Annotated in this window: 15 protein-coding genes; 7 read left to right on the top strand and 8 right to left on the bottom strand. The window is 70.4% G+C overall.

The window, feature by feature from the left end:
• Positions 1–57 precede the first annotated feature (57 nt).
• The 6 genes from ABZ795_RS15325 to ABZ795_RS15300 all read right to left on the bottom strand — a co-directional run bounded on the left by ABZ795_RS15325 (position 58) and on the right by ABZ795_RS15300 (position 6,154).
• A complete protein-coding gene (locus ABZ795_RS15325; RefSeq protein WP_357530789.1) occupies positions 58–762 on the bottom strand; it encodes a response regulator transcription factor in 705 nt (234 codons plus the stop codon).
• Positions 759–2,042, bottom strand: a complete 1,284-nt coding sequence (locus tag ABZ795_RS15320; RefSeq protein ID WP_357530788.1) for a sensor histidine kinase — start codon at positions 2,040–2,042, stop codon at positions 759–761. Before ABZ795_RS15320 ends, ABZ795_RS15325 begins: the two co-directional genes overlap by 4 nt.
• A gap of 70 nt (positions 2,043–2,112) precedes the next feature.
• Complete coding sequence (locus ABZ795_RS15315; RefSeq protein WP_357530787.1) at positions 2,113–4,128, bottom strand: M48 family metalloprotease; 2,016 nt, start codon at positions 4,126–4,128, stop codon at positions 2,113–2,115.
• Entirely contained in the window at positions 4,128–4,724 is a 597-nt protein-coding gene (locus ABZ795_RS15310; protein ID WP_327026807.1) for a LemA family protein, read from the bottom strand. The genes ABZ795_RS15315 and ABZ795_RS15310 overlap by 1 nt, the downstream gene beginning before the upstream one ends.
• Positions 4,725–4,871: 147 nt before the next feature.
• Positions 4,872–5,816: a permease prefix domain 1-containing protein gene (locus ABZ795_RS15305; protein ID WP_357530786.1), complete on the bottom strand. Its 945-nt coding sequence runs from the start codon at positions 5,814–5,816 to the stop codon at positions 4,872–4,874.
• The gene (locus ABZ795_RS15300; protein WP_102658059.1) at positions 5,813–6,154 is read right to left on the bottom strand and encodes a PadR family transcriptional regulator; all 342 of its coding nucleotides are present in this window, start codon (positions 6,152–6,154) and stop codon (positions 5,813–5,815) included. Before ABZ795_RS15300 ends, ABZ795_RS15305 begins: the two co-directional genes overlap by 4 nt.
• A gap of 175 nt (positions 6,155–6,329) precedes the next feature.
• Between ABZ795_RS15300 and ABZ795_RS15295 the strand changes: the two genes are divergently transcribed.
• From ABZ795_RS15295 to ABZ795_RS15280, 4 genes are all read left to right on the top strand, one after another.
• On the top strand, positions 6,330–6,944 hold the full coding sequence (locus tag ABZ795_RS15295) for a TetR family transcriptional regulator (protein ID WP_357530785.1): 615 nt from the start codon (positions 6,330–6,332) through the stop codon (positions 6,942–6,944).
• Between the two features lie 82 nt (positions 6,945–7,026).
• Positions 7,027–8,607, top strand: a complete 1,581-nt coding sequence (locus tag ABZ795_RS15290) for an MDR family MFS transporter (protein WP_357530784.1) — start codon at positions 7,027–7,029, stop codon at positions 8,605–8,607.
• Positions 8,608–8,871: 264 nt separating this feature from the next.
• Positions 8,872–12,405 carry a DNA polymerase III subunit alpha gene (gene dnaE, locus ABZ795_RS15285; protein ID WP_357530783.1) on the top strand — a complete coding sequence of 1,178 codons (3,534 nt, stop codon included), beginning with the start codon at positions 8,872–8,874 and terminating at the stop codon, positions 12,403–12,405.
• 212 nt (positions 12,406–12,617) lie between these two features.
• Positions 12,618–13,655, top strand: a complete 1,038-nt coding sequence (locus tag ABZ795_RS15280; RefSeq protein ID WP_357530782.1) for an aminotransferase class V-fold PLP-dependent enzyme — start codon at positions 12,618–12,620, stop codon at positions 13,653–13,655.
• Positions 13,656–13,716: 61 nt separating this feature from the next.
• Here the strand turns inward: ABZ795_RS15280 and ABZ795_RS15275 are convergent, their stop codons facing one another.
• Positions 13,717–14,580, bottom strand: a complete 864-nt coding sequence (locus ABZ795_RS15275) for an SPFH domain-containing protein (protein WP_357530781.1) — start codon at positions 14,578–14,580, stop codon at positions 13,717–13,719.
• Positions 14,581–14,806: 226 nt separating this feature from the next.
• Here ABZ795_RS15275 and ABZ795_RS15270 point away from each other — a divergent pair, with 226 nt between their 5' ends.
• From ABZ795_RS15270 to ABZ795_RS15260, 3 genes are all read left to right on the top strand, one after another.
• Positions 14,807–16,369 carry an MFS transporter gene (locus ABZ795_RS15270; protein WP_357530780.1) on the top strand — a complete coding sequence of 521 codons (1,563 nt, stop codon included), beginning with the start codon at positions 14,807–14,809 and terminating at the stop codon, positions 16,367–16,369.
• Positions 16,370–16,388: 19 nt separating this feature from the next.
• On the top strand, positions 16,389–16,988 hold the full coding sequence (locus ABZ795_RS15265) for a TetR/AcrR family transcriptional regulator (protein ID WP_357530779.1): 600 nt from the start codon (positions 16,389–16,391) through the stop codon (positions 16,986–16,988).
• 186 nt (positions 16,989–17,174) lie between these two features.
• Positions 17,175–17,888 (top strand): VTT domain-containing protein, encoded by a 714-nt coding sequence (locus ABZ795_RS15260; protein WP_357530778.1) that lies wholly within the window; start codon positions 17,175–17,177, stop codon positions 17,886–17,888.
• Positions 17,889–17,910: 22 nt separating this feature from the next.
• Here ABZ795_RS15260 and ABZ795_RS15255 read toward each other — a convergent pair whose 3' ends face one another.
• On the bottom strand, positions 17,911–19,824 hold the full coding sequence (locus ABZ795_RS15255) for a helix-turn-helix domain-containing protein (RefSeq protein WP_357530777.1): 1,914 nt from the start codon (positions 19,822–19,824) through the stop codon (positions 17,911–17,913).
• Between the last annotated feature and the right edge of the window lies 1 nt (position 19,825).

The following is a 19,825-nucleotide window of genomic DNA, read 5'->3' as shown; positions in this document are numbered from 1 at the left end:
TCTACCGCCGTCCCTCCGGGGACGGAAATCACGTCTCATCCTCGCGGCGGAGGCCGGTCACCCGCCGGGACGGACCACCCCCTGCTCGTACGCGAAGACCACCGCCTGCACCCGGTCCCGCAGCTCAAGCTTGGCCAGCACCCGGCTGACATGCGACTTCACGGTCGCCTCGCCGAGGTGCAGGGCGCCGGCGATCTCGGCATTGCTGGCACCCCCGGCCACCAGGATCAGGACCTCCCGCTCCCGGGGGGTGAGGTCGGCCAGGGCGGCCTGCGGATCCGGCCCCCCGGCGCTCGGCCCGCCGGACCGGGCGAAGGTGGCGATCACCCGGCGGGTGATCTCCGGGGCGAGCAGACCGTCACCCCGGGCCACCACCCGGATCGCCTCGATCAACGCCTCCGGGGTGCCGTTCTTCAGCAGGAAGCCGCCGGCCCCGGCGCGCAGCGCGGCGAACAGGTAGTCGTCGCGGTCGAAGGTGGTGAGGATCAACACGGCCGGACCGGCCTGGTCCTGCTCGGCCCGGATGCGCCGGGTCGCCTCCAACCCGTCCACCTCGGGCATCTCCACATCCATCAGCACCACGTCCGGGCGCAGCGCCCGGGTCATGCTGACCGCCCGTCGCCCGTCGGCGGCCTCGCCGACCACCTCGATGTCGTCCTCGATCTCCAGGATCACCCGGAAGCCGGTACGCACCAGATGGTGGTCGTCGGCCAGCAGCACCCGGATCGGCCGGTCGAGCCGGTTCCCCTGCGCGGTGCTCATGCCGACTGTCCCGCCGTGATCGGCAGGGGGAAGCGCACCCGTACCCGCCAGCCACCCCCGGTACACGGACCGGCCTCCAGCTCACCGCCGTGGGTGGCCACCCGTTCCCGCATCCCGATCAGACCCAGCCCGTCGGTGTTGGGGGAGCGGCTGACCTGGCCGTCGTCGGTCACCTCGACCTCCACCTCCTGGGCCAGATAGCGGATCCGCACATCGAGAATCCGTGCCCCGGTGGCGTGCTTCAACACATTGGTGACCGCCTCCTGCACCACCCGGTAGGCGGCCTGGGAGACCGACTCGGGAATCGGGGTCGGATCTCCGTACACCCCGAGGGTGGCGCGTAGCCCGGCCTCGCGGGCCCGGGTTACCACGGCCTCCACCTGGGCGATCCCGCCGGCCTGAGCCGCCGCCTCGTCCGGTTCGCCGTCGTTGGCCCGCAGTACCCCGAGCATCCGGCGCAGCTCGTCCACGGCGGTCCGGGCGGACCCCTCGATCGAGGTCAGGGCGGTCCGGGCCTTGGCCGGGTCCTTGTCGAAGACCCGGCGGCAGGCCGCCGCCTGCACCCCCATCACGGACACGTGGTGGGCCACCACGTCGTGCAGCTCACGGGCGATGCGGACCCGCTCACCGACCACCGCGTGCTCGCGCGCCTCCGCCTGCGAGCGGCGCAGCGCCTCGGCCTGCTCGGCCAGCTCGTGCTGCCGGCGGGCGGCGATCCAGGCGATCTCCCCGGAGAAGTACGCGAAGCCGAAGAACAGGGCGTTGGCCAGTACCCCGGTGACGATCGCGGCGATCATCGGCGGCACCGGCCCGATCGCGTCGGCGAAGGCGTCCGGGGGCACCCGGTCGAGGTTGATCCCGTAGGAGATCGCCAGCCACAGGAACATGGCGACGATCACGCTGATCCGTACCCGGCGGGACAGCCTCCGGTCGCGTCCCCACGCGCCGAGGGTGAAGATGGCCGCGAACAGGGCCCACTGGGAGAGCTGCCACTCCGGTACGGCCCGCACCTGCGACCCGATGAAGGCGGCCGAGATGAGCAGGGTGGTGGCGGTGGGGTGCCGGCGCCGCCAGATCAGCGGCAGGGGCACCGCTACGGTCCAGAGAAGCTGTTCCAGGCCGGAGGGCGGCGGGCCGAGCAGGAAGTACCCGGTGCTCTGGGCCAGGGTGAGGCTGAGCAGGGCCAGGACGGTGGCGGCCAGACCGGCGTAGAGGTCGACCCGCTGCTGCTCGGGGGTGGGCCCGGGTCGCCGCCACCCCCCGGCCTTCTCGCTGGTCACCCGGGCCAGGATGCCAGCCCGACGCCCGCCGACCCAACCTGAGCCCGCATCGGTGTGCTCGACGCCGCGTTCAGCCGACCCCCGCGCCGGCCATCGGGGGCAGGGGGCAGTGCAGCAGACCGCAGATGGTCCGCAGCAGTTCGAACTCGGCCACCGTCATCATCCCGTCGTGGCTGATCACCGCCACCACGGCGGCCACCAGCCGTTCCTTGTCCGCCGGGCGGAGCCCGTCCAGCACCGGCCAGGCGGTCTCCAGGGCGAGTACCCCGTTCTCCGGTGGGGCGTACGCCCACGAGGTGCCCGGCAGCAGGGTGTCGATGCCGGCCTGGAAGGCGCGGGCGGCCTCGGCCTGCCCGCCATGCCCCACCTGGGCGAGGGTGGCCAGCAGGAAACCCGCCGCCGACCGGGCGTCGGTCATGCTCCGCCGGTCGGTACGCCAGCGGGAGTCCGGCCGCAGGGACTCCTGGATCTCGGCCAGCAACAGCCGGGAGAGGCAGTACTCGGACACGTCGATCGCCTGGTCGGCGTTCATCAGGGTGAACACGGCCGCCAGGATCGACTCCAGCTCCGGGGCCGGCCGGTCCCGCAACGCCGGGAAGGTCAACTCGGCCAGCGGCAGTACGAGCATCCGGTGCAGCCCGGTCAGGGCCTGCGCCTGACCGATCGCGGCCTCGGCCAGCTCCCGGCCGTGTTGGTGGGCCAGGGCGGCGTACTGGTGCTGCCGGATCTGCGGATCGGCGCTGAGCAGCAGGCCGAGCAGCAGGGGTACGGCGGTGTTCCGGTCCCGGGCCCGATCCAACAGCTCGGCCGGGATCTGGTCCAGCAGGGCCGCGGCGTGCTGGTAGGCGCTCTCGGTGGGCGCGGCCACCCGCCCGAGCACCTCGGTCGGCGCGACCCGTACCCGGGTCCCCGCCCCCGGCAACGCCGCCCCGGTCGGGCGTACCTCACCGGTTGTGGCTTGACTGGGTGCGGCCTGGCCGGGTGTGGTCTGGCTGGGGGTGGTCTGGCCTGCGGGGCGTGGGGGTGCGGTCGGGGCCAGGCCCAGGGCCAGGTCCTCCTGCCGACCGGACGGCGGGACCGCCGCCCACTGCCGGGACAGCCGTTGCAGCTCGGCGGGGTCGAAGGAGGGCTCCAAGGCGTGGATCCGGTCGGCCAGCGGCGGGTGGGTGGCGAACCAGGAGGCCGCCGCCTCGCCGAAGAGCATGTGCCCCACCTCGTCGCGCTTGGGCGACTTCAGTTCCGAACCCTCGGAGAGGCCACCGATCTTCTTCAGCGCACCGGCGATGCCCCGGGTCTGCCGGGTGTACTGCACGGCCGAGGCGTCCGCCAGGTACTCCCGTTGCCGGGACACCGAGGCCTGGATGAGCCGCCCGGCGAGCACCCCGATATACCCGGCCACCAGCAGGGCCAGCCCCACCAGCAGCAGGGGGTTGGCGCCACCGTTGTTGCCGCGTTGCCGGTTGCCGCCGCTGACCAGCCCGGAACGGGACAGGCCCCGGCCGATCACGGTCAGGAACAGGATGCCGAACAGCAGGCCCATCAGCCGGATGTTGAGCCGCATGTCCCCGTTGACCACGTGCGCGAACTCATGGGCGATGACCCCTTGGAGCTCGTCGCGGTTCAGTCGCTGCAAGGCTCCTCGGGTCACCGCCACGGCGGCGTCCGAGGGACCCCAACCGGCGGCGAAGGCGTTGATCGCCGTCTCCTCCGGCAGTACGTAGACCTCCGGCACCGGTACCCCGGAGGCCAGCGCCATCTCCTCCACGACGTTGCGCAGCCGACGCAGCTCCGGGTCGGTGGTGTTCGGCGGCACCGGCACCCCGCCCAGCTCACGGGCCACCTTCCCGCCGCCACCGCGCAACGCGAGGGTACGCACCAGCGCGGCCAGCCCGATCGCCGCGACGGTCGCCACGGTCACCATGGCCACGAAGCCGGCCAACTGCGCCGGGTCGGCGGCGGTCGCGTTGAAGGCGAAGATCGCCGCGAGGTTCACCACCACCACGATGCCGATCACGGCCAGGACGAACAGCAGCACCAGCCGGGTCGACAGCCGGCGTACCTGGCGCTGCCGTTCGAAGAAGTTCATCAGAAGCTGACCTGCGGGGCCTGCCGCTGCTGCGGGTCGTCCGGCTCGAACAGGGCGGCCGGTCCGAAGGAGAACATCCCCGCGATCAGGCTGGAGGGGAAGACCTCACGCTTGTTGTTGTAGGCCATCACGGCGTCGTTGTAGGCCTGCCGGGCGAAGGCGACCCGGTTCTCCGTCGAGGTCAACTCCTCGGACAGCTGCATCATGTTCTGATTGGCCTTGAGATCCGGGTACGCCTCGGAGAGCGCGAACAGCCGACCCAGGGTGCCGGTCAGGGCGTTCTCCGCCCCGCTGAGCCGCTGCATGGCCGCCGGATCGCCCGGTGCGGCCGCGGCGGCGGCCTGCGCGTTGACGGCGGCGTTGCGGGCGGTGATCACCGCCTCCAGGGTCTCCCGCTCATGCTTGAGGTACCCCTTGGCGGTCTCCACCAGGTTGGGGATCAGATCGTGCCGACGGACCAACTGCACGTCGATCTGGGAGAAGGCGTTGCGGTACGTGTTGCGGGCCCGGACCAGCCCGTTGTAGATCGAGACCCCGAAGCCGAGCACCGCCACGACGATCAGGACCAGGCACACCAATCCGATGATGACTTCCACGGCACCCCCTGCTTACGCGACACCCCTGTCGCAGGCCAGCCTACTTTCGCCCCACCACCCCCGCCCCCACCCTCAGTGCGTTGATCATGAGGTTGGCGGCAGTCTGGAGATCGACGACTGCCGCTAACCTCATGATCAACGGGGAGGTCAGGGGGTGGGGCGGCGGGCTTTCAGGGTGCTGTCGGTTATGTCCCAGAGGGTGGTGGCGACGATGACGACGATGCTGATCTGGGTGACGGTGTCGATGCCGTTGTCGCGCAGCCAGGTGAAGCGGGCGACGAACTCGGGGTTGAACAGGCGGTCGGTGCTCAGCAGCCAGATCACCGGCACGGCGTACGCCAGGTTGAGGACGGCGTTGACGCCGACCAGCGGCCAGGTCCATCGGCGGGCCCGGTACTTGGCGACCTCCAGGCCGATGCTGGCGACCAGGATGGCGAGCAGCGCCGGCAGCCAGAAGCTCCAGAGTGCGGGGTCGAGGATCGGCAGCCGGTCACCGTCGCCGACCACCGTCTGGAAGTGCTGCCACGGCAGGGCGGCGATCAGCAGGACCAGGAACACGATCGAGGCGCACACGTCGGTGAGGGTGACGTCCCGCTCGACGGGCTCGTCCGGGAGCTGGTCGACACTCCACTGTGGCTGGTTGAGGGGAGTGCCCACCCGTTCCATGATCGCGAAGATCAGGGTCACCCAGAAGGCGATCTGCACCGCCACGTTGAACGCCGCGACGATGCCCTTGCCGATGGCCCCGGCGGCGTTGTCGGAGACGGTGGCCTCCAGCACCCCCATCAGCACCCCGATGATGGCGGGGACGGTGCTCAGCAACCCGATCATCAGGCGTTGCCAGGCCAGGTAGTACGTCGGGCCGATGAGTTGCAGTCTTCGGTCGGCGTACCGGGCGGCCAGTTCGGCCGGGTTGCCCAGCTCGGTGAGTACCTCGCGCTCCGCCGTGGTGGCGTCGACCCCTTCAGCCGTACGGCCGTCGACCATGTCGGCGATCGAGGCGCGCAGTTCGTCGGCGATCTCCTCGCGGCGGGCGGCCGGCACCGAGCGCAGGGTGGCGGCGAGGTATCGGTCGGTCAGGGAGGTCGTCATCGGGGGGCTCCTTCGATCAGGGCGGTCAGCGAGGTCTGCACGGCGGCGAGGTCGGTCAGCAGGCGTTCCAGCACCTGCTCACCCGCCTCGCTGGTGCGGTAGAACTTTCGCGGCCGGCTTTCCTCGGTGTTCCACTCGCTGGTCAGCAGCCCCTGCTCCTCGAGCCGGCGCAGCAGCGGGTAGAGGGTGTTGGCGTCCACCGGGAAGCCGTGCCCGGTGAGTCGTTGCAGCAGTGCGTACCCGTAGCCGGGTTGGCGCAGGGCCACCAGGCTGGCCACCACCACCGTTCCCCGGCGTAACTCCTGCAGATGCGTCCGCAACACGTCGTCGCTGCCCATGCGTCACACCATACTGTGTGCCACACACTAATGTCCAGTGATCATCAGTGTGGAATCGCCAATGGTGTTCAGCGGACCATTGGTGTCCGTCGCCCGACATGGTGTCCGCCAGGGAAATTTGCGTCACACGGTAAAACTTTGCAGTGAGTGCACCTTTGGCCGTACGGTGACTGCCGTGCCGGTGGACGAGATGACGACGCTGGGTCGACGAGACCGTAAGAAGCGGCAGACCCGGGCCGCCCTGGCGGCCGCCGCGCTGCGACTGGTCGCCGAGCGTGGCCTGGACCAGGTGACGGTCGAGGAGATCAGCGAGGCCGCGGACGTCTCCGCCCGGACCTTCTTCAACTACTTCCCGACCAAGGACGACGCCCTGGTGGGGGACAGCGAGGGGGACCGGGAGCGGGTGCTGCGGGCGCTGGCCGCCGTACCCCCGGAGCAGCCCGCGCTGGAGGCGCTGCGCCGCGCCTTCATCGAGGCCGTCGAGGAGGCCCAGGGGGACGCCGAACTGTGGCAACTGAGACTGCGGGTGGTCACCCAGCATCCCGTGCTGCTGGGCCGCCTGGTCACCGGCAACGCCACCACCGAACGGGCCCTGATCGAGGCGGTCGCCGCGCGTACCGGACTGTCGGGCGATGAGGCGTACCCGGCGCTGGTCGTGGGGGTCGCGGGGGCCGCACTGCGTACCGCGATGATCCGCTGGTCCACCGGCGGCGCCGGCCCCCTGACCGCGCTGCTCGACGAGGCGTTCGCCGCGGTCGCCGCCGGCCTGCCCGACCCCCGCACCGGTTGACCACCGAGGCCGGCATCCCGACCACCACCACTGGCCCGGCGTACTCGCGCCGAGGCCGTACCACGTGTGAGAAAGAAGTGTCATGAAGACTTCGATCGAGCCGGTCGACGCCGCTGGGGCGGCCGACAGCCGAATGTCCCGCCGGGAGATCCTCCAGGCCCTCTCCGGGCTGATGGTGGGGATGTTCGTGGCGATCCTCGCCTCGACCGTGGTGGCGAACGCGCTGCCGCGCATCATCGCCGACCTCAACGGCAGCCAGACGGTCTACACCTGGATCGTCACCAGCGAACTGCTGGCCATGACGGCCACCGTGCCGCTGTGGGGCAAGATGGCCGACCTCTACAGCAAGAAGCTGCTGATCCAGCTCTCCCTGGGGCTGTTCGTGCTCGGCTCGCTGATCGCCGGACTCACCCCGAACGTCGAGGTGCTGCTGGTCAGCCGGGTGGTGCAGGGCATCGGCGCCGGCGGCATGACCGCCCTGGCGATGATCGTGATGGCGGCCATGATCCCGCCCCGTGAGCTGGGCCGCTACGCCGGCATCTTCGGCGCGGTGTTCGGGGTCGGCACCATCGCCGGCCCGCTGATCGGTGGCGTCCTGGTGGACACCTCCTGGCTGGGCTGGCGCTGGTGCTTCCTGATCGGGGTGCCGTTCAGCATCATCTCCATCATCCTGCTCCAGCGCACCCTGCACCTGCCGGTCATCCGCCGCAAGGCCCGCATCGACTGGGCGGGCGCGGTGCTGATCACCGCCGGCGTCTGCACCCTGCTGATCTGGTCCTCGCTGGCCGGACACAAGTTCGCCTGGGCCTCCGGCTGGACCGCCCTGATGGTCATCGGCGGGGTGCTGCTGCTGGTGGCTGCCGTCTGGGTCGAGTCCCGGGCGTCCGAGCCGATCATTCCGCTGGAGATCTTCCGCAGCCGTACGGTCACCCTGACCACGGTCGCCAGCATGCTGGTCGGGGTAGCCCTGTTCGGCGGTACGGTCTTCCTGTCCCAGTACTTCCAGACCTCCCTGGGCAAGTCGCCGACCGTCGCCGGGCTGATGAGCCTGCCGATGATCCTGGGCCTGCTGGTCTCCTCCACGGTCGCCGGCCAGCTCATCACGAAGTTCGGCCGGTGGAAGGCGTACCTGGTGGCCGGGGCCGCCGTCATGGTCGCCGCGATGCTGCTGCTGTCGACCATCGACATCGACACCCCCCTGCCGCTGCTGTTCAGCTACATGGCGCTGCTCGGCGTCGGAGTCGGCATGCTGATGCAGAACCTGGTCCTGGCGGCCCAGAACGACGTACCCGCCCACGAACTGGGCGCGGCCACCTCGGTGCTCACCTTCTTCCGCAGCATGGGCGGCGCGATCGGAGTCAGCGCCCTCGGCGCGGTGCTGGCCAACCGGGTCACCGGCCTGATGACCGAGCAGCTCGGACCGGCCGCCGGTGCGACCGGCGGCGGCACCACCGAGGTGCCCGACCTGTCCACCCTGCCCGAGCCGGTGCTGCGGATCGTGCAGAACTCGTACGCCATCGCCACCTCGGAGCTGTTCCTGATCAGCGCGCCGATCGCCTTCCTAGCCCTGCTGGCGGTGCTGTTCGTCCGGGAGAAGCCGCTGCACACCCTCAGCGGCGACGAGCGGGCCCGCCAGGAGGCGAACCTGCCCATCGCGCACTGACGCCGAGGCCAGGCGGCCCCCGTACTCCACGGGAGCCGCCCGACCCGCTCAGCAGGGTGTCCTGGCAGGCCTCCTCGGTGCCCTTCCCGGTGGGGCAGCGGTCGGCCGGACGGCTACGCCGAACACGCCAGCGTCGCCGATCTGTGACTCTCCGTGAAGGGTCGAGTGGTCTGCGGTACGCCTGTGCGCGCCGCTCGGAGGGCTCTCCGGTGGCGGGTTAGGGTAAGTCGACTCGACTTGATCAGCCGACCCGGGGGGCTTGGCATGGGCGATTCGTTCGCGCATCTGCACGTGCACACGGAGTACTCGATGCTCGACGGGGCGGCCCGGCTCAAGGACCTGTTCGCCGAGGTCAAGCGGCAGGGAATGCCGGCGGTCGCGATGACCGACCACGGCAACATGCACGGCGCGAACGACTTCTACAAGCAGGCCATGGCCGCCGGGGTGACCCCCGTGCTGGGCATCGAGGCGTACGTGGCACCGGAGTCGCGGTTCCACAAGTCTCGGGTGCGGTGGGGCCGCCCGGAGCAGAAGAGCGACGACGTCTCCGGTAGCGGTGGCTACACCCACATGACCATCTGGGCGCGCAACCGGGTCGGCCTGCACAACCTGTTCAAGCTCACCAGCAAGGCGTACACCGAGGGCTACTTCGTGAAGTGGCCCCGGATGGACGCGGAACTCCTGGCCGAGTACGCCGACGGGCTGATGGCCACCACCGGCTGCCCCTCCGGCGAGGTGCAGACCCGGCTGCGGCTGGGCCACGACGCGCAGGCCCTCGAAGCGGCGGCGAAATACCAGGACATCTTCGGCAAGGAGAACTTCTTCCTGGAGTTGATGGACCACGGCCTGGACATCGAGAAGCAGGTCCGGGACGGGCTGCTGGAGATCGGCCGCAAGCTGAACATCCCGCCGGTGGTCACCAACGACTCGCACTACACCCACGAGGCTCAGTCAGAGGCGCACGACGTGCTGCTCTGCGTGCAGACCGGCAGCAACGTCGCCGACCCGAACCGGTTCAAGTTCGGCGGCAGCGGCTACTACATCAAGTCCGCCGACGAGATGCGCGGCGTGGACAGCTCCGAGGTGTGGCTGGAGGGCTGCCGCAACACCCTGCTGGTGGCCGAGAAGGTCGACCCGGCGGGGATGTTCGAGTTCCACAACCTGATGCCCCGTTTCCCGGTGCCCGAGGGGGAGACCGAGGAGTCCTGGTTCCGCAAGGAGACCTTCAAGGGCCTGGCCCGCCGCTTCCCGAACGGCATCCCCGAGGGGCACGTGGTGCAGGCCGAGTACGAACTCGGGGTCATCATCCAGATGGGCTTCCCGTCGTACTTCCTCGTGGTCGCCGACTTCATCCAGTGGGCCAAGAACCAGGGCATCGCGGTAGGTCCCGGCCGTGGCTCGGCGGCCGGTTCCCTGGTCGCGTACGCCCTGGGCATCACGGACCTGGACCCGATCCCACACGGGCTGATCTTCGAGCGGTTCCTGAACCCCGAGCGGGTCTCCATGCCGGATGTCGACATCGACTTCGACGAGCGTCGGCGCGGCGAGGTGATCAAGTACGTCACGGACAAGTGGGGCGAGGACAAGGTCGCCCAGATCGCCACCTTCGGCACCATCAAGGCCAAGGCCGCGATCAAGGACTCGGCCCGGGTGCTCGGCTACCCGTACGCGGTCGGCGACCGGATCACCAAGGCCATGCCCCCGGCGGTGATGGGCAAGGACATCCCCCTGGAAGGCATCTTCGACCCGAAGCATCCGCGCTACGCCGAGGCCGGCGAGATCCGCGGCATGTACGAGTCGGAGGCCGACGTCAAGAAGGTCATCGACACGGCCCGGGGCATCGAGGGGCTGATCCGGCAGACCGGTGTGCACGCCGCCGGGGTCATCATGTCCGCCGAGCCGATCATCGACCACATCCCGCTGATGCGCCGGGACTCCGACGGGGTGATCATCACCCAGTTCGACTACCCGACCTGCGAGTCGCTCGGGCTGTTGAAGATGGACTTCCTCGGCCTGCGCAACCTGACCATCATCGACGACGCGGTGAAGAACATTCAGCTCAACCACGGCAAGGAACTGGACCTGCTCGGGTTGCCGCTGGACGACAAGGGCGCGTACGAGCTGCTGGCCCGGGGTGACACCCTGGGGGTGTTCCAGCTCGACGGCGGGCCGATGCGGTCCCTGCTGCGGATGATGAAGCCGGACAACTTCGAGGACATCTCCGCCGTGCTGGCGTTGTACCGGCCCGGCCCGATGGGGGTGGACTCGCACACCAACTACGCGCTGCGCAAGAACGGCCTCCAGGAGATCACCCCGATCCATCCGGAGCTGGAGGAGCCGCTACGGGAGATCCTGGCACCCACCTACGGCCTGATCGTCTACCAGGAGCAGGTGCAGCGCGCCGCGCAGATCCTCGCCGGGTACACCCTGGGTCAGGCCGACCTGTTGCGCCGGGCGATGGGCAAGAAGAAGAAGGAGATCCTGGACAAGGAGTTCATCCCGTTCCGGGATGGCTGCCGCGAGCACGGCTACTCCGACGAGGCGATCCAGAAGGTCTGGGACGTCCTGGTCCCGTTCGCCGGGTACGCCTTCAACAAGGCGCACTCCGCCGCGTACGGGCTGGTGTCGTACTGGACGGCGTACCTGAAGGCGCACTACCCGGCCGAGTACATGGCGGCGCTGCTCACCTCCGTCGGCGACGACAAGGACAAGATGGCGCTGTACCTGTCGGAGTGCCGCCGGATGGGCATCCAGGTGCTGCCGCCGGACGTGAACACCTCGGCCGGCCCCTTCACCCCGGTCGGCACGGAGATCCGGTTCGGTCTGGGCGCGATCCGCAACGTCGGCGCGAACGTGGTCACCTCGATCATGCGCTGCCGGGAGGAGAAGGGCGGGTACGCCGACTTCTACGACTTCCTGTCCAAGGTGGACGCGGTGGTCTGCAACAAGAAGACCATCGAATCCCTGATCAAGGCGGGCGCCTTCGACTCGATGGGGCACTCCCGCAAGGGACTGCTCACCGTGCACGCCGACGCCATCGACGCGTACGCCGACGTCAAGCGCAAGGAGGCCGTCGGCCAGTACGACCTGTTCGGGGCGGGCTTCGGCGAAGCCGAGGTGGCCACCAACACCACGGTCATGCCGACCATCGGCGAGGCGGAGTGGGACAAGCGCGACAAGCTGGCCTTCGAGCGCGAGATGCTCGGCCTGTACGTCTCCGACCACCCGCTGTTCGGCCTGGAGCACGTCCTCGGGTCGGCGGCCGACTGCACCATCTCCGCCCTGTCCGAGGAGGGCACCGTGCCCGACGGGGCGGTGGTCACCCTCGCCGGGATCCTCTCCGGGGTGCAGCGGCGGGTCACCAAGCAGGGCCGGGCGTGGGCCTCGGCCACCCTGGAGGACCTCGCCGGTGGGGTGGAGACCCTGTTCTTCCCGAACACCTACGAGGTGATCGGGCAGTACATCGCCGAGGACGCCATCGTGGTGGTCAAGGGCCGGGTGGACCGGCGCGACGACATCCCCCGCATCATGGCGATGGACATGTCCCTGCCGGACGTCAGCGCCAGCGCGACCAACAAGCCGGTCACCCTCACCATCCCGGTGACCCGCTGCACCCCACCCCTGGTGGAACGGCTCAAGGAGACCCTGGTGCTGCACCCCGGCGACGCCGAGGTGCACGTCAAGCTGCTCAACGGCAGCCGGACCACCCTGCTGCGGTTGGGGCCGGTCCGGGTGGCGGCGACCACCGCCCTGATGGCCGACCTCAAGAGCGTCCTGGGCCCAGCCAACGTCAGCTGACCCCGCGCCGGACCCGGCTGGGCGGGGCTGTGGCTGAGCGCCGTTTCGGCGATGTGGCGGTAACAGGCCGGCCGGGACACCGCCACATCGGCGAAACGGTGTTGATCTCCACCAGGGAGACGGGCCAGGGCGGTGGTCGGCCGGTGTCGAGGGCCAAGGGGTGCGGATTGGCGCTGCGCACCTGTCGGCACCGGCGACTAGCGTCGGTCTGCGTGGAGCTTGAGCAGGCACAGAAGCTGTGGCGACCGCAACCCGGATGGCTGAACACCGCCAGTTACGGACTACCGCCCGACCCGGCCTGGGACGCGGTGCAGCAGGCCCTGACCGACTGGCGTAGCGGGACCGGGTCCTGGGAGGACTGGAGTACGGCGACGGACCGGTCGCGGGCGGCCTTCGCCCGCCTGACCGGGGTGCCGGTGGCCGACGTCGCCGTCGGGGTCACCGTCTCGCAGTTGCTGGCACCAATCGCCGCCGCACTGCCCCCCGGCGCCCGGGTGGTGGTGCCCGAGGTGGAGTTCACCTCCAACCTGTTCCCCTGGCTGGTGCAACAGGACCGGGGGGTCGAGGTACGCACGGTGCCGCTGGCCGAGTTGGCCACCTCGATCGACGCCGACACCGACCTGGTGGCGTTCAGCCTGGTGCAGTCCGCCGACGGCACGATCGCCGCGTACGACGAGATCGTCACGGCGGCCCGGACGCACGGAGCGCTCGTCGCGGTCGACGCCACCCAGGCCTGCGGCTGGCTCCCCTTCGAGGCGGCCCGGGCCGACGCGGTGGTGGCCGGCGGGTACAAGTGGCTGATGGGTCCGCGCGGGACCGCCTTCGCCTACCTGGCGCCGCAGCTACGGGACCGGCTGCGCCCGGACGCCGCCGGCTGGTTCGCCGGCCCGGACCCGCACGGCTCCTACTATGGTCCGCCGCTGCGGCTGGCCGACGACGCCCGCCGGTTCGACATCTCACCGGCCTGGTTCAGCTGGGTCGGCGCGTCCCCGGCACTGGAGTTGCTGCTGGAGATCGGGGTGGCGGCGGTGCACGCCCACGACGTGGCGCTGGCCAACCGGTTCCTCGCCGGGCTGGGACAGCCGCCGGGGAACAGCGCGATCGTCACCGTGCAGGTAGCGGACGCACAGGAGAAGCTCGAACGGGCCGGGGTCCGGGCGGCGGTACGCGCCGGCAACGTCCGGGCCTCCTTCCACCTGTACTCCACCCAGCAGGATGTCGACCTGGCCCTGGAGGCCCTGACCAGCTGACCACCCGCCCCCTCGCCGAACCGCCCGCCCGGTTCGGTCGCCGTCCGGCGAGGGCGTCGGGTCACTTCGCGGTGCCGGTGACGATGCCCGGGTTGATGCACAGCCCCGGTGAGCTGCCGTTCTTCTCGGCGATCTCCAGGCAGCGGGTCACCTTGTCCACCTTGGCGTTGGTCTCGGTGATCTCCTTCTGGATCTCGGCGTTGCGGCGGTCCTGTTCGAGATTGCGGGTCTGGGCGAGCTTGTCCTGGAAGGCCTTGATGTTGCCCTCGGTCTTGTCGTCGTGGTTGACCCGGGTGATGGTCACCGACAGGATGTCGACGTCGCTGCCCAACCGGGTCTCGGCGCTGGACTTGATGCTCTCGGCGAAGGGCTTGAGGTCGACGTTCAGGTTGCCGGTCTTCGCGTCGATGCGCTCCAGCGGGTTGTAGGAGGCGAAGGCGTCGTTGACCGCACTGTCGAGCTGCACCCCGACCCGCTGCCCCCGGAAGCTGCCGAAGTCGCCCTTGTAGTCCATGAACTGCTGCGGGGCGTTCTCCGGCTTGACCTGCCACTCGATCAGCACCTCGACGCAGGCGTCGGCGAGGGTGCCGGTACGCACCCGCACACAGGCATCGTTGCCGATGTGGTCGTACTTCTGCCGGCCCGCGTCCCATTCGCCGACCCGCTGCCACGGCGCGACCCACTTCAGCCCGGAGCCGGTGACCTCACCGGTCGGCTTGCCGAAGCTGGTGACGATCCCGACCGAGCGGATCGGTACCGAGTGGGCGCTGGAGGTGACCGTGAGCAGGAGCGTCACGGCCAGTGCGGCGACCGCCGCGAGGGCACCGAACTGTCGCACGTTTCGCTGGCCGCCGAGCAGAGCGACCGCTACCGCGATGGCCGTGATGACCGCCGTGGCGATCGAGAGGATGAAGCCGAGGGGCATGGGTGCGGACCTTCCGGGGCGAATTGCTGAGTGGATCATCAACCTACTCACCCTGGGCAACCCCTCCGCCCACCCGCCGGCGCAGGTGTAAGGAAGGGCTCCCGGGGCGCGGAGCTGGGAGTGACGACGGTCACATCAGATACGAAACGGTTCCGTATCGATACTCGTCAGCCTAGGCTCGGACTTAATTGCGGACGCGGCCGTATCGAAAACCGGGGGTGCGGGGATGCCGCCTGCTGAAAACACCGGACATCCGAGGAGATGGGCGATCCTCGGGGTGCTGGTGGTCAGTCTGCTCGTGGTCGTCCTGGACACCACGATCCTCAATGTCGCCCTGCGGACCATCGCCGATCCGGTACACGGTCTCGGGGCCAGCCACGGCGAGCTGGAATGGTCGGTCAACTCCTACACCCTGGCCTTCGCCGGACTGCTGTTCACCTTCGGGGTGCTCGGTGACCGGGCCGGTCGGCGTCGCATGTTGCTCATCGGCCTGGTGCTGTTCGGCCTGGCGTCGTTGTGCTCCGCGTACGCGCAGAATCCCACCCAGTTGATCGCGGCCCGGGCGTTGATGGGGGCCGGCGGCGCGGCCGTCATGCCGGCCACCCTTTCGATCATCTCCAATGTCTTCGACCCCCGGGAGCGGGCCCGGGCCATCGGCATCTGGGCCGGCGCGGTGGGATTGGCGATGGCGATCGGCCCGATCCTCGGGGGCCTGCTGCTGGAGCACTTCTGGTGGGGTTCGGTCTTCCTGATCAACGTGCCGGTCATCGGGCTCGGCATAGTCCTGGTGGCCCTGCTGGTGCCGGAGTCCCGGGATCCGAACCCGGGCCGGGTCGACGTGGTCGGGGTACTGCTGTCGGTGGTGGGTCTGGTCACCCTGACCTACGGCATCATCGACGGTGGTGAGCACGGCTTCGGTCGGCCGGTGGTCTGGGCCACCATCGTGGCCGGGATCGTGGTGCTGGCCTGCTTCGTCGCCTTTGAACGGCGCAGCAGCCACCCCGCACTGGACGTACGGCTGTTCCGGGAGCCGCGCTTCGCCGTACCGGTGGCTCTGATCGGGTTGGTCTTCTTCGCCGCCATGGGGGTGATGTTCTTCAGCTCGTTCTACCTGCAAATGGTGCGGGGCTACAGTCCCTTGCAGACCGGTCTGATCTTCCTGCCGTTCGCGGTCGCCCAACTGGTCTTCGCCCCGACCAGCGCCTCGATGGTGCGTCGGTACGGCCCCCGGGCGGTGTCGGTGGTGGGGTTGCTGCTGGCGGCCGTGTCGCTGGCCGCCTTCGCCTTCATCGACGCGGTGACCCCCATCTGGGTGGTGCTCGTCTTCTTCTTCATCCAGGGGGCCGGGATGGCCAACATCATGCCCCCGGCCACCGAGTCGATCATGTCCTCGTTGCCCAGGGAGAAGGCCGGTGTCGGTTCCGCGGTCAGCAACACCATCCGGCAGACGGCCGCCGCGCTGGGGGTGGCGGTGCTCGGCTCGGTGCTGGCCGCCGGCTACCGCAACGGCATGGCGCCGACCCTGGAGGAGTTGCCGCCAGGGGCGCGCGAGTCGGCCGGGGAGTCGATCGCCGGGGCGTACGCCGTCGCCGGTCAGCTCGGGCCGGCGGCGCCGCAGCTGATCACGGCGGCCAACGGCGCCTTCGTCTCGGCGATGCACGTCTCCGCGGCGCTGGCCGCCGTGATCACGGTCGGCGGCGCCCTGGTGGCGCTGCGCTGGATGCCGGCCCGGCCCGGGGCAGCCGTGCCGGACCCGGTCGGTGAACCCGAACTGGCTGGTGCGGCGTAGCGTCGGGAACAATGCGGGCATGACTAGCACGGCAGACGCGCCGCGGCCGCCCGGTCGGCCGCGCAGCGTCCACGCGGCCGGAGCGATCATCGAGGCCACCCTCGACCTGCTGGCGGAGGGCAGCACGATCGAGGCGATCTCGGTGGAGGCCATCGCCGCCCGGGCCGGGGTCGGCAAGGCCACCATCTACCGTCGCTGGTCGGGCAAGGACGCCCTGCTGCACGACGCCCTGCGGACCCTCAAGGGTGAGCAGCCGCAGCCGGCCGGCCGGTCCGTCCGGGAGGACCTGATCACCCTGGTCGGGGCGGTCGGGCAGAATGTCGACCCCCGCGCGGCGAAGATCATGCCCTGTCTGGTGCCCGAGGTGAAACGCAACCCCGAGCGGTACGCGCTCTACCAGAGCATCGTCGAGCCCCGCCGGGCGGTGATGCGCGAGGTGCTGCGGCGAGGCATCCGCGACGGGGAACTGCGGGCCGACCTGGACATCGAGGTCACCCTGGCCATGATCACCGGTCCGATGCTGATCCAGCGGGTGATGAACTGGAACCCCGAACTCGACGAGTCGACCCTCGCCGCCAAGGTCGTCGACCAGGTGCTGGCAGGCATCCGGGCCCGCTGAAAGGGCCGCTGGCCGTCCGCGACGCGCCGGGGCGGGGGTACCCGACCGGGGGTGACCAGGACGGACGATCCGGTGCGGGGTGGGATATCGGCATGCGTCGGTGTCGGGGCCACGGGCGGTCGGTAGGGGCCTAGACTACGGGCGTCCCACAGTCATCGGGATCGTTCCCAGCCATCGGAGGTCTTCGTGCTGTCACCCGTCACCAACCTGGCCCTGGGGCCGGACTGGCTGGACCCGGAGTGGCTGATCTCGACCTTCGGGCTGATCGGCATCCTGGTGATCGTCTTCGCCGAGTCCGGGCTGCTGATCGGCTTCTTCCTGCCGGGTGACTCGTTGCTGTTCACCACCGGGTTGCTGGTGGCCGACGGGCAGTACCTCAAATATCCGCTGTGGCTGGTGTGTCTGCTCATCACCATCGCCGCGATCGCCGGTGACCAGGTCGGCTACCTGTTCGGCCGCAAGGTCGGCCCGGCCCTGTTCCGGCGACCGAACTCCCGCCTGTTCAAACAGGAGAACCTGCTCAAGGCGCACGAGTTCTTCGAGAAGTACGGTGCCCGGTCGATCGTGCTGGCCCGGTTCGTGCCGATCGTGCGGACCTTCACCCCGATCGTGGCCGGGGTCAGCCGGATGAACTACCGCACCTTCGTCATCTACAACGTCGTCGGCGGCATCCTGTGGGGCACCGGGGTGACCGTGCTGGGCTACTTCCTCGGGCAGATCCCGTTCGTCAAGGCCAACATCGAGTTCATCCTGATCGGCATCGTGGGGATCTCCGTCCTGCCGATCGCGGTGGAGTTGCTGCGGGCCTGGCTGGCCGCCCGGCGGGGAGTCACCCCGCAGGAGCGGGCCGCCGCCGAGGAGGCGATCCGGGAGACCCGGGAGCACTACGGCAAGCACTGACCGCAGGCCCGGGTCGGTCGGCTCAGCCGGTCCGCAGCCGGTGCAGCCGCAGGGCCAACTGCACCTCCAGGGCCCGTTCGGGTTTCTGCCAGTCCGCGCCGAGCAACTGCCCGACCCGCTCCAGCCGCTGGGTCACCGTGTTGACGTGCACGTGCAGCACCTCGGCGGCCCGGGCCAGGCTGCCACCGACCCCGAAGTAGGACTCCAGGGTGCGTACCAGGGCGGTGCCCCGCCGGGCGTCGTAGTCCACCACCGGGCCGATGGTGCTGGCCAGGAACCGGCTGACCTCGGCGTCACCGCCGCCGGAGGCCGTGCCCAGCAGCAGGCCGACGAAGCCCAGCTCGGCGGTGCTGGCACCCTGCCCGGCCCGGCCCAGAGCGCCCAGCGCGGCCAGGCAACGGTCGGCCTCCTGGAAGGCCGTGGCCAGCGAGGTGGGGCCGGTCACCGGGCCGCTGGCCCCGGCGGTCACCGGTCGGGCGGTGACCCGGGACAGATCCCGCGACACCGCCCGGGCGCTGCCGCCGGCATCCTGCCCGGGCAGCATCAGCACCACCCGCCCGTCCCGCGCCGCGGCCAGCCCACCCCGGGTCGAGGCGTACGTGGTGGCCCAGGAGAGCACCCGCTGTCGGGCTGAACCGGTGGCGGCGATGGCGTCGTCGTCGACGGCCACCAGCACGTGCGGGGCGTCCAGGTCGACGCCGAGGCGGCGGGCCCGGCCGCGCAGCGCCTCGATGTCCCGCAGCGGGCGGGCGATCAGGTCGTCGAGCAACTCGCCCCGGACCCGCCCCTCCGCCTCGGCCACGGTACGCCGGAACAGCAGCAGCAGGGCGGTCACCAGCGCGGCCCGTTCCAGGATGCGCTGGTCGGCGTCGGCCAGCTCCCCCTCCGGGTGCAGCACCAGGGCACCCAGGTTCTCCGCCCCGGCCACCACGGCGGCGTACCACAGCTGACCTCGGCGTACGCTGCGTCCCTCGGTCCGGGAGGCGGCCACCGCCTCCACGATGTCCGCCCGGTCCGGCTCGTCGAGTTCACCGACCCGGGCCAGCAGCCGACCCTCGGTGTCCAGCGCCAGCAGGGCCCCACCCAGCACCTCGGTGACCGCCGCGGTGACGTCCTCCACCCCGCCCCCGCGCAGCACCAGGGCGGTCATCCGGTCGTGGGCGGCGGCGGCCCGCTCCACCGAGGCGCTGTGCGCCCGGATGGTGGTGTTGGCCGAGGAGAGCTCCGCCAGGGCGGCCCGGGTCTCGGCCAGCAGCCGGGCGGTGTCGATCGCCACCGCGGCGTGCGCGGCCAGGGAGAGCAGCAGGGCCACCTCCTCCCGGGCGAAGGGTCGGGCCGACCGGTTCGCCGCGTAGAGCACCCCGATGCTGGTGGAGCCGAGCCGCAGCGGCACCCCGAGGATGGCTACCAGCCCCTCCTCACCCACCCCGGCGTCGATCTCCCGGGTGTGGTGGAAACGTTCGTCCTGCGGGTAGTTCGCGGTGACGTACGGGGCCCCGGACTGGGCCACCAACCCACCCAGTCCGGCCCCCATCGGCAGCCGCAGCCGCTGGAACCGGGCGGACACCGAGCCGTCGGTGACCCGCATGTAGGTGTCGCCGCGTTCGGCGTCGTTGAGGGTCATGTAGGCGACGTCGGCACCGAGCAGATGCCGGGCCCGGTGCACGATGGCCCGCAGCACCTCGTCCAGGTCACGCAGCCCGGCCAGGTCGCTGACCGTGTCGTACAGGCTGAGCAGCTCGCTCTCCCGGCGGCGGCGGCGTTCCAGCAGCGCCCGGACCCGCAGCGCCACCGTCTTGGCCTGCTCCAACTCGGCGATCCGGTCGGCCGGCAGCCCGGCGGAGCGGGCGGCCACCAGCGGCCCCTCGAACTCGACCGGGGCGGCTTCCCGGGCCAGTAGTTCCAGGAACTCCAGCGGCGAGGACATGACCGACATT

The organism is Micromonospora sp. NPDC047134 (assembly GCF_040643455.1).
Taxonomy (GTDB): domain Bacteria; phylum Actinomycetota; class Actinomycetes; order Mycobacteriales; family Micromonosporaceae; genus Micromonospora.
This window is presented reverse-complemented; position numbering and strand designations above follow the sequence as displayed.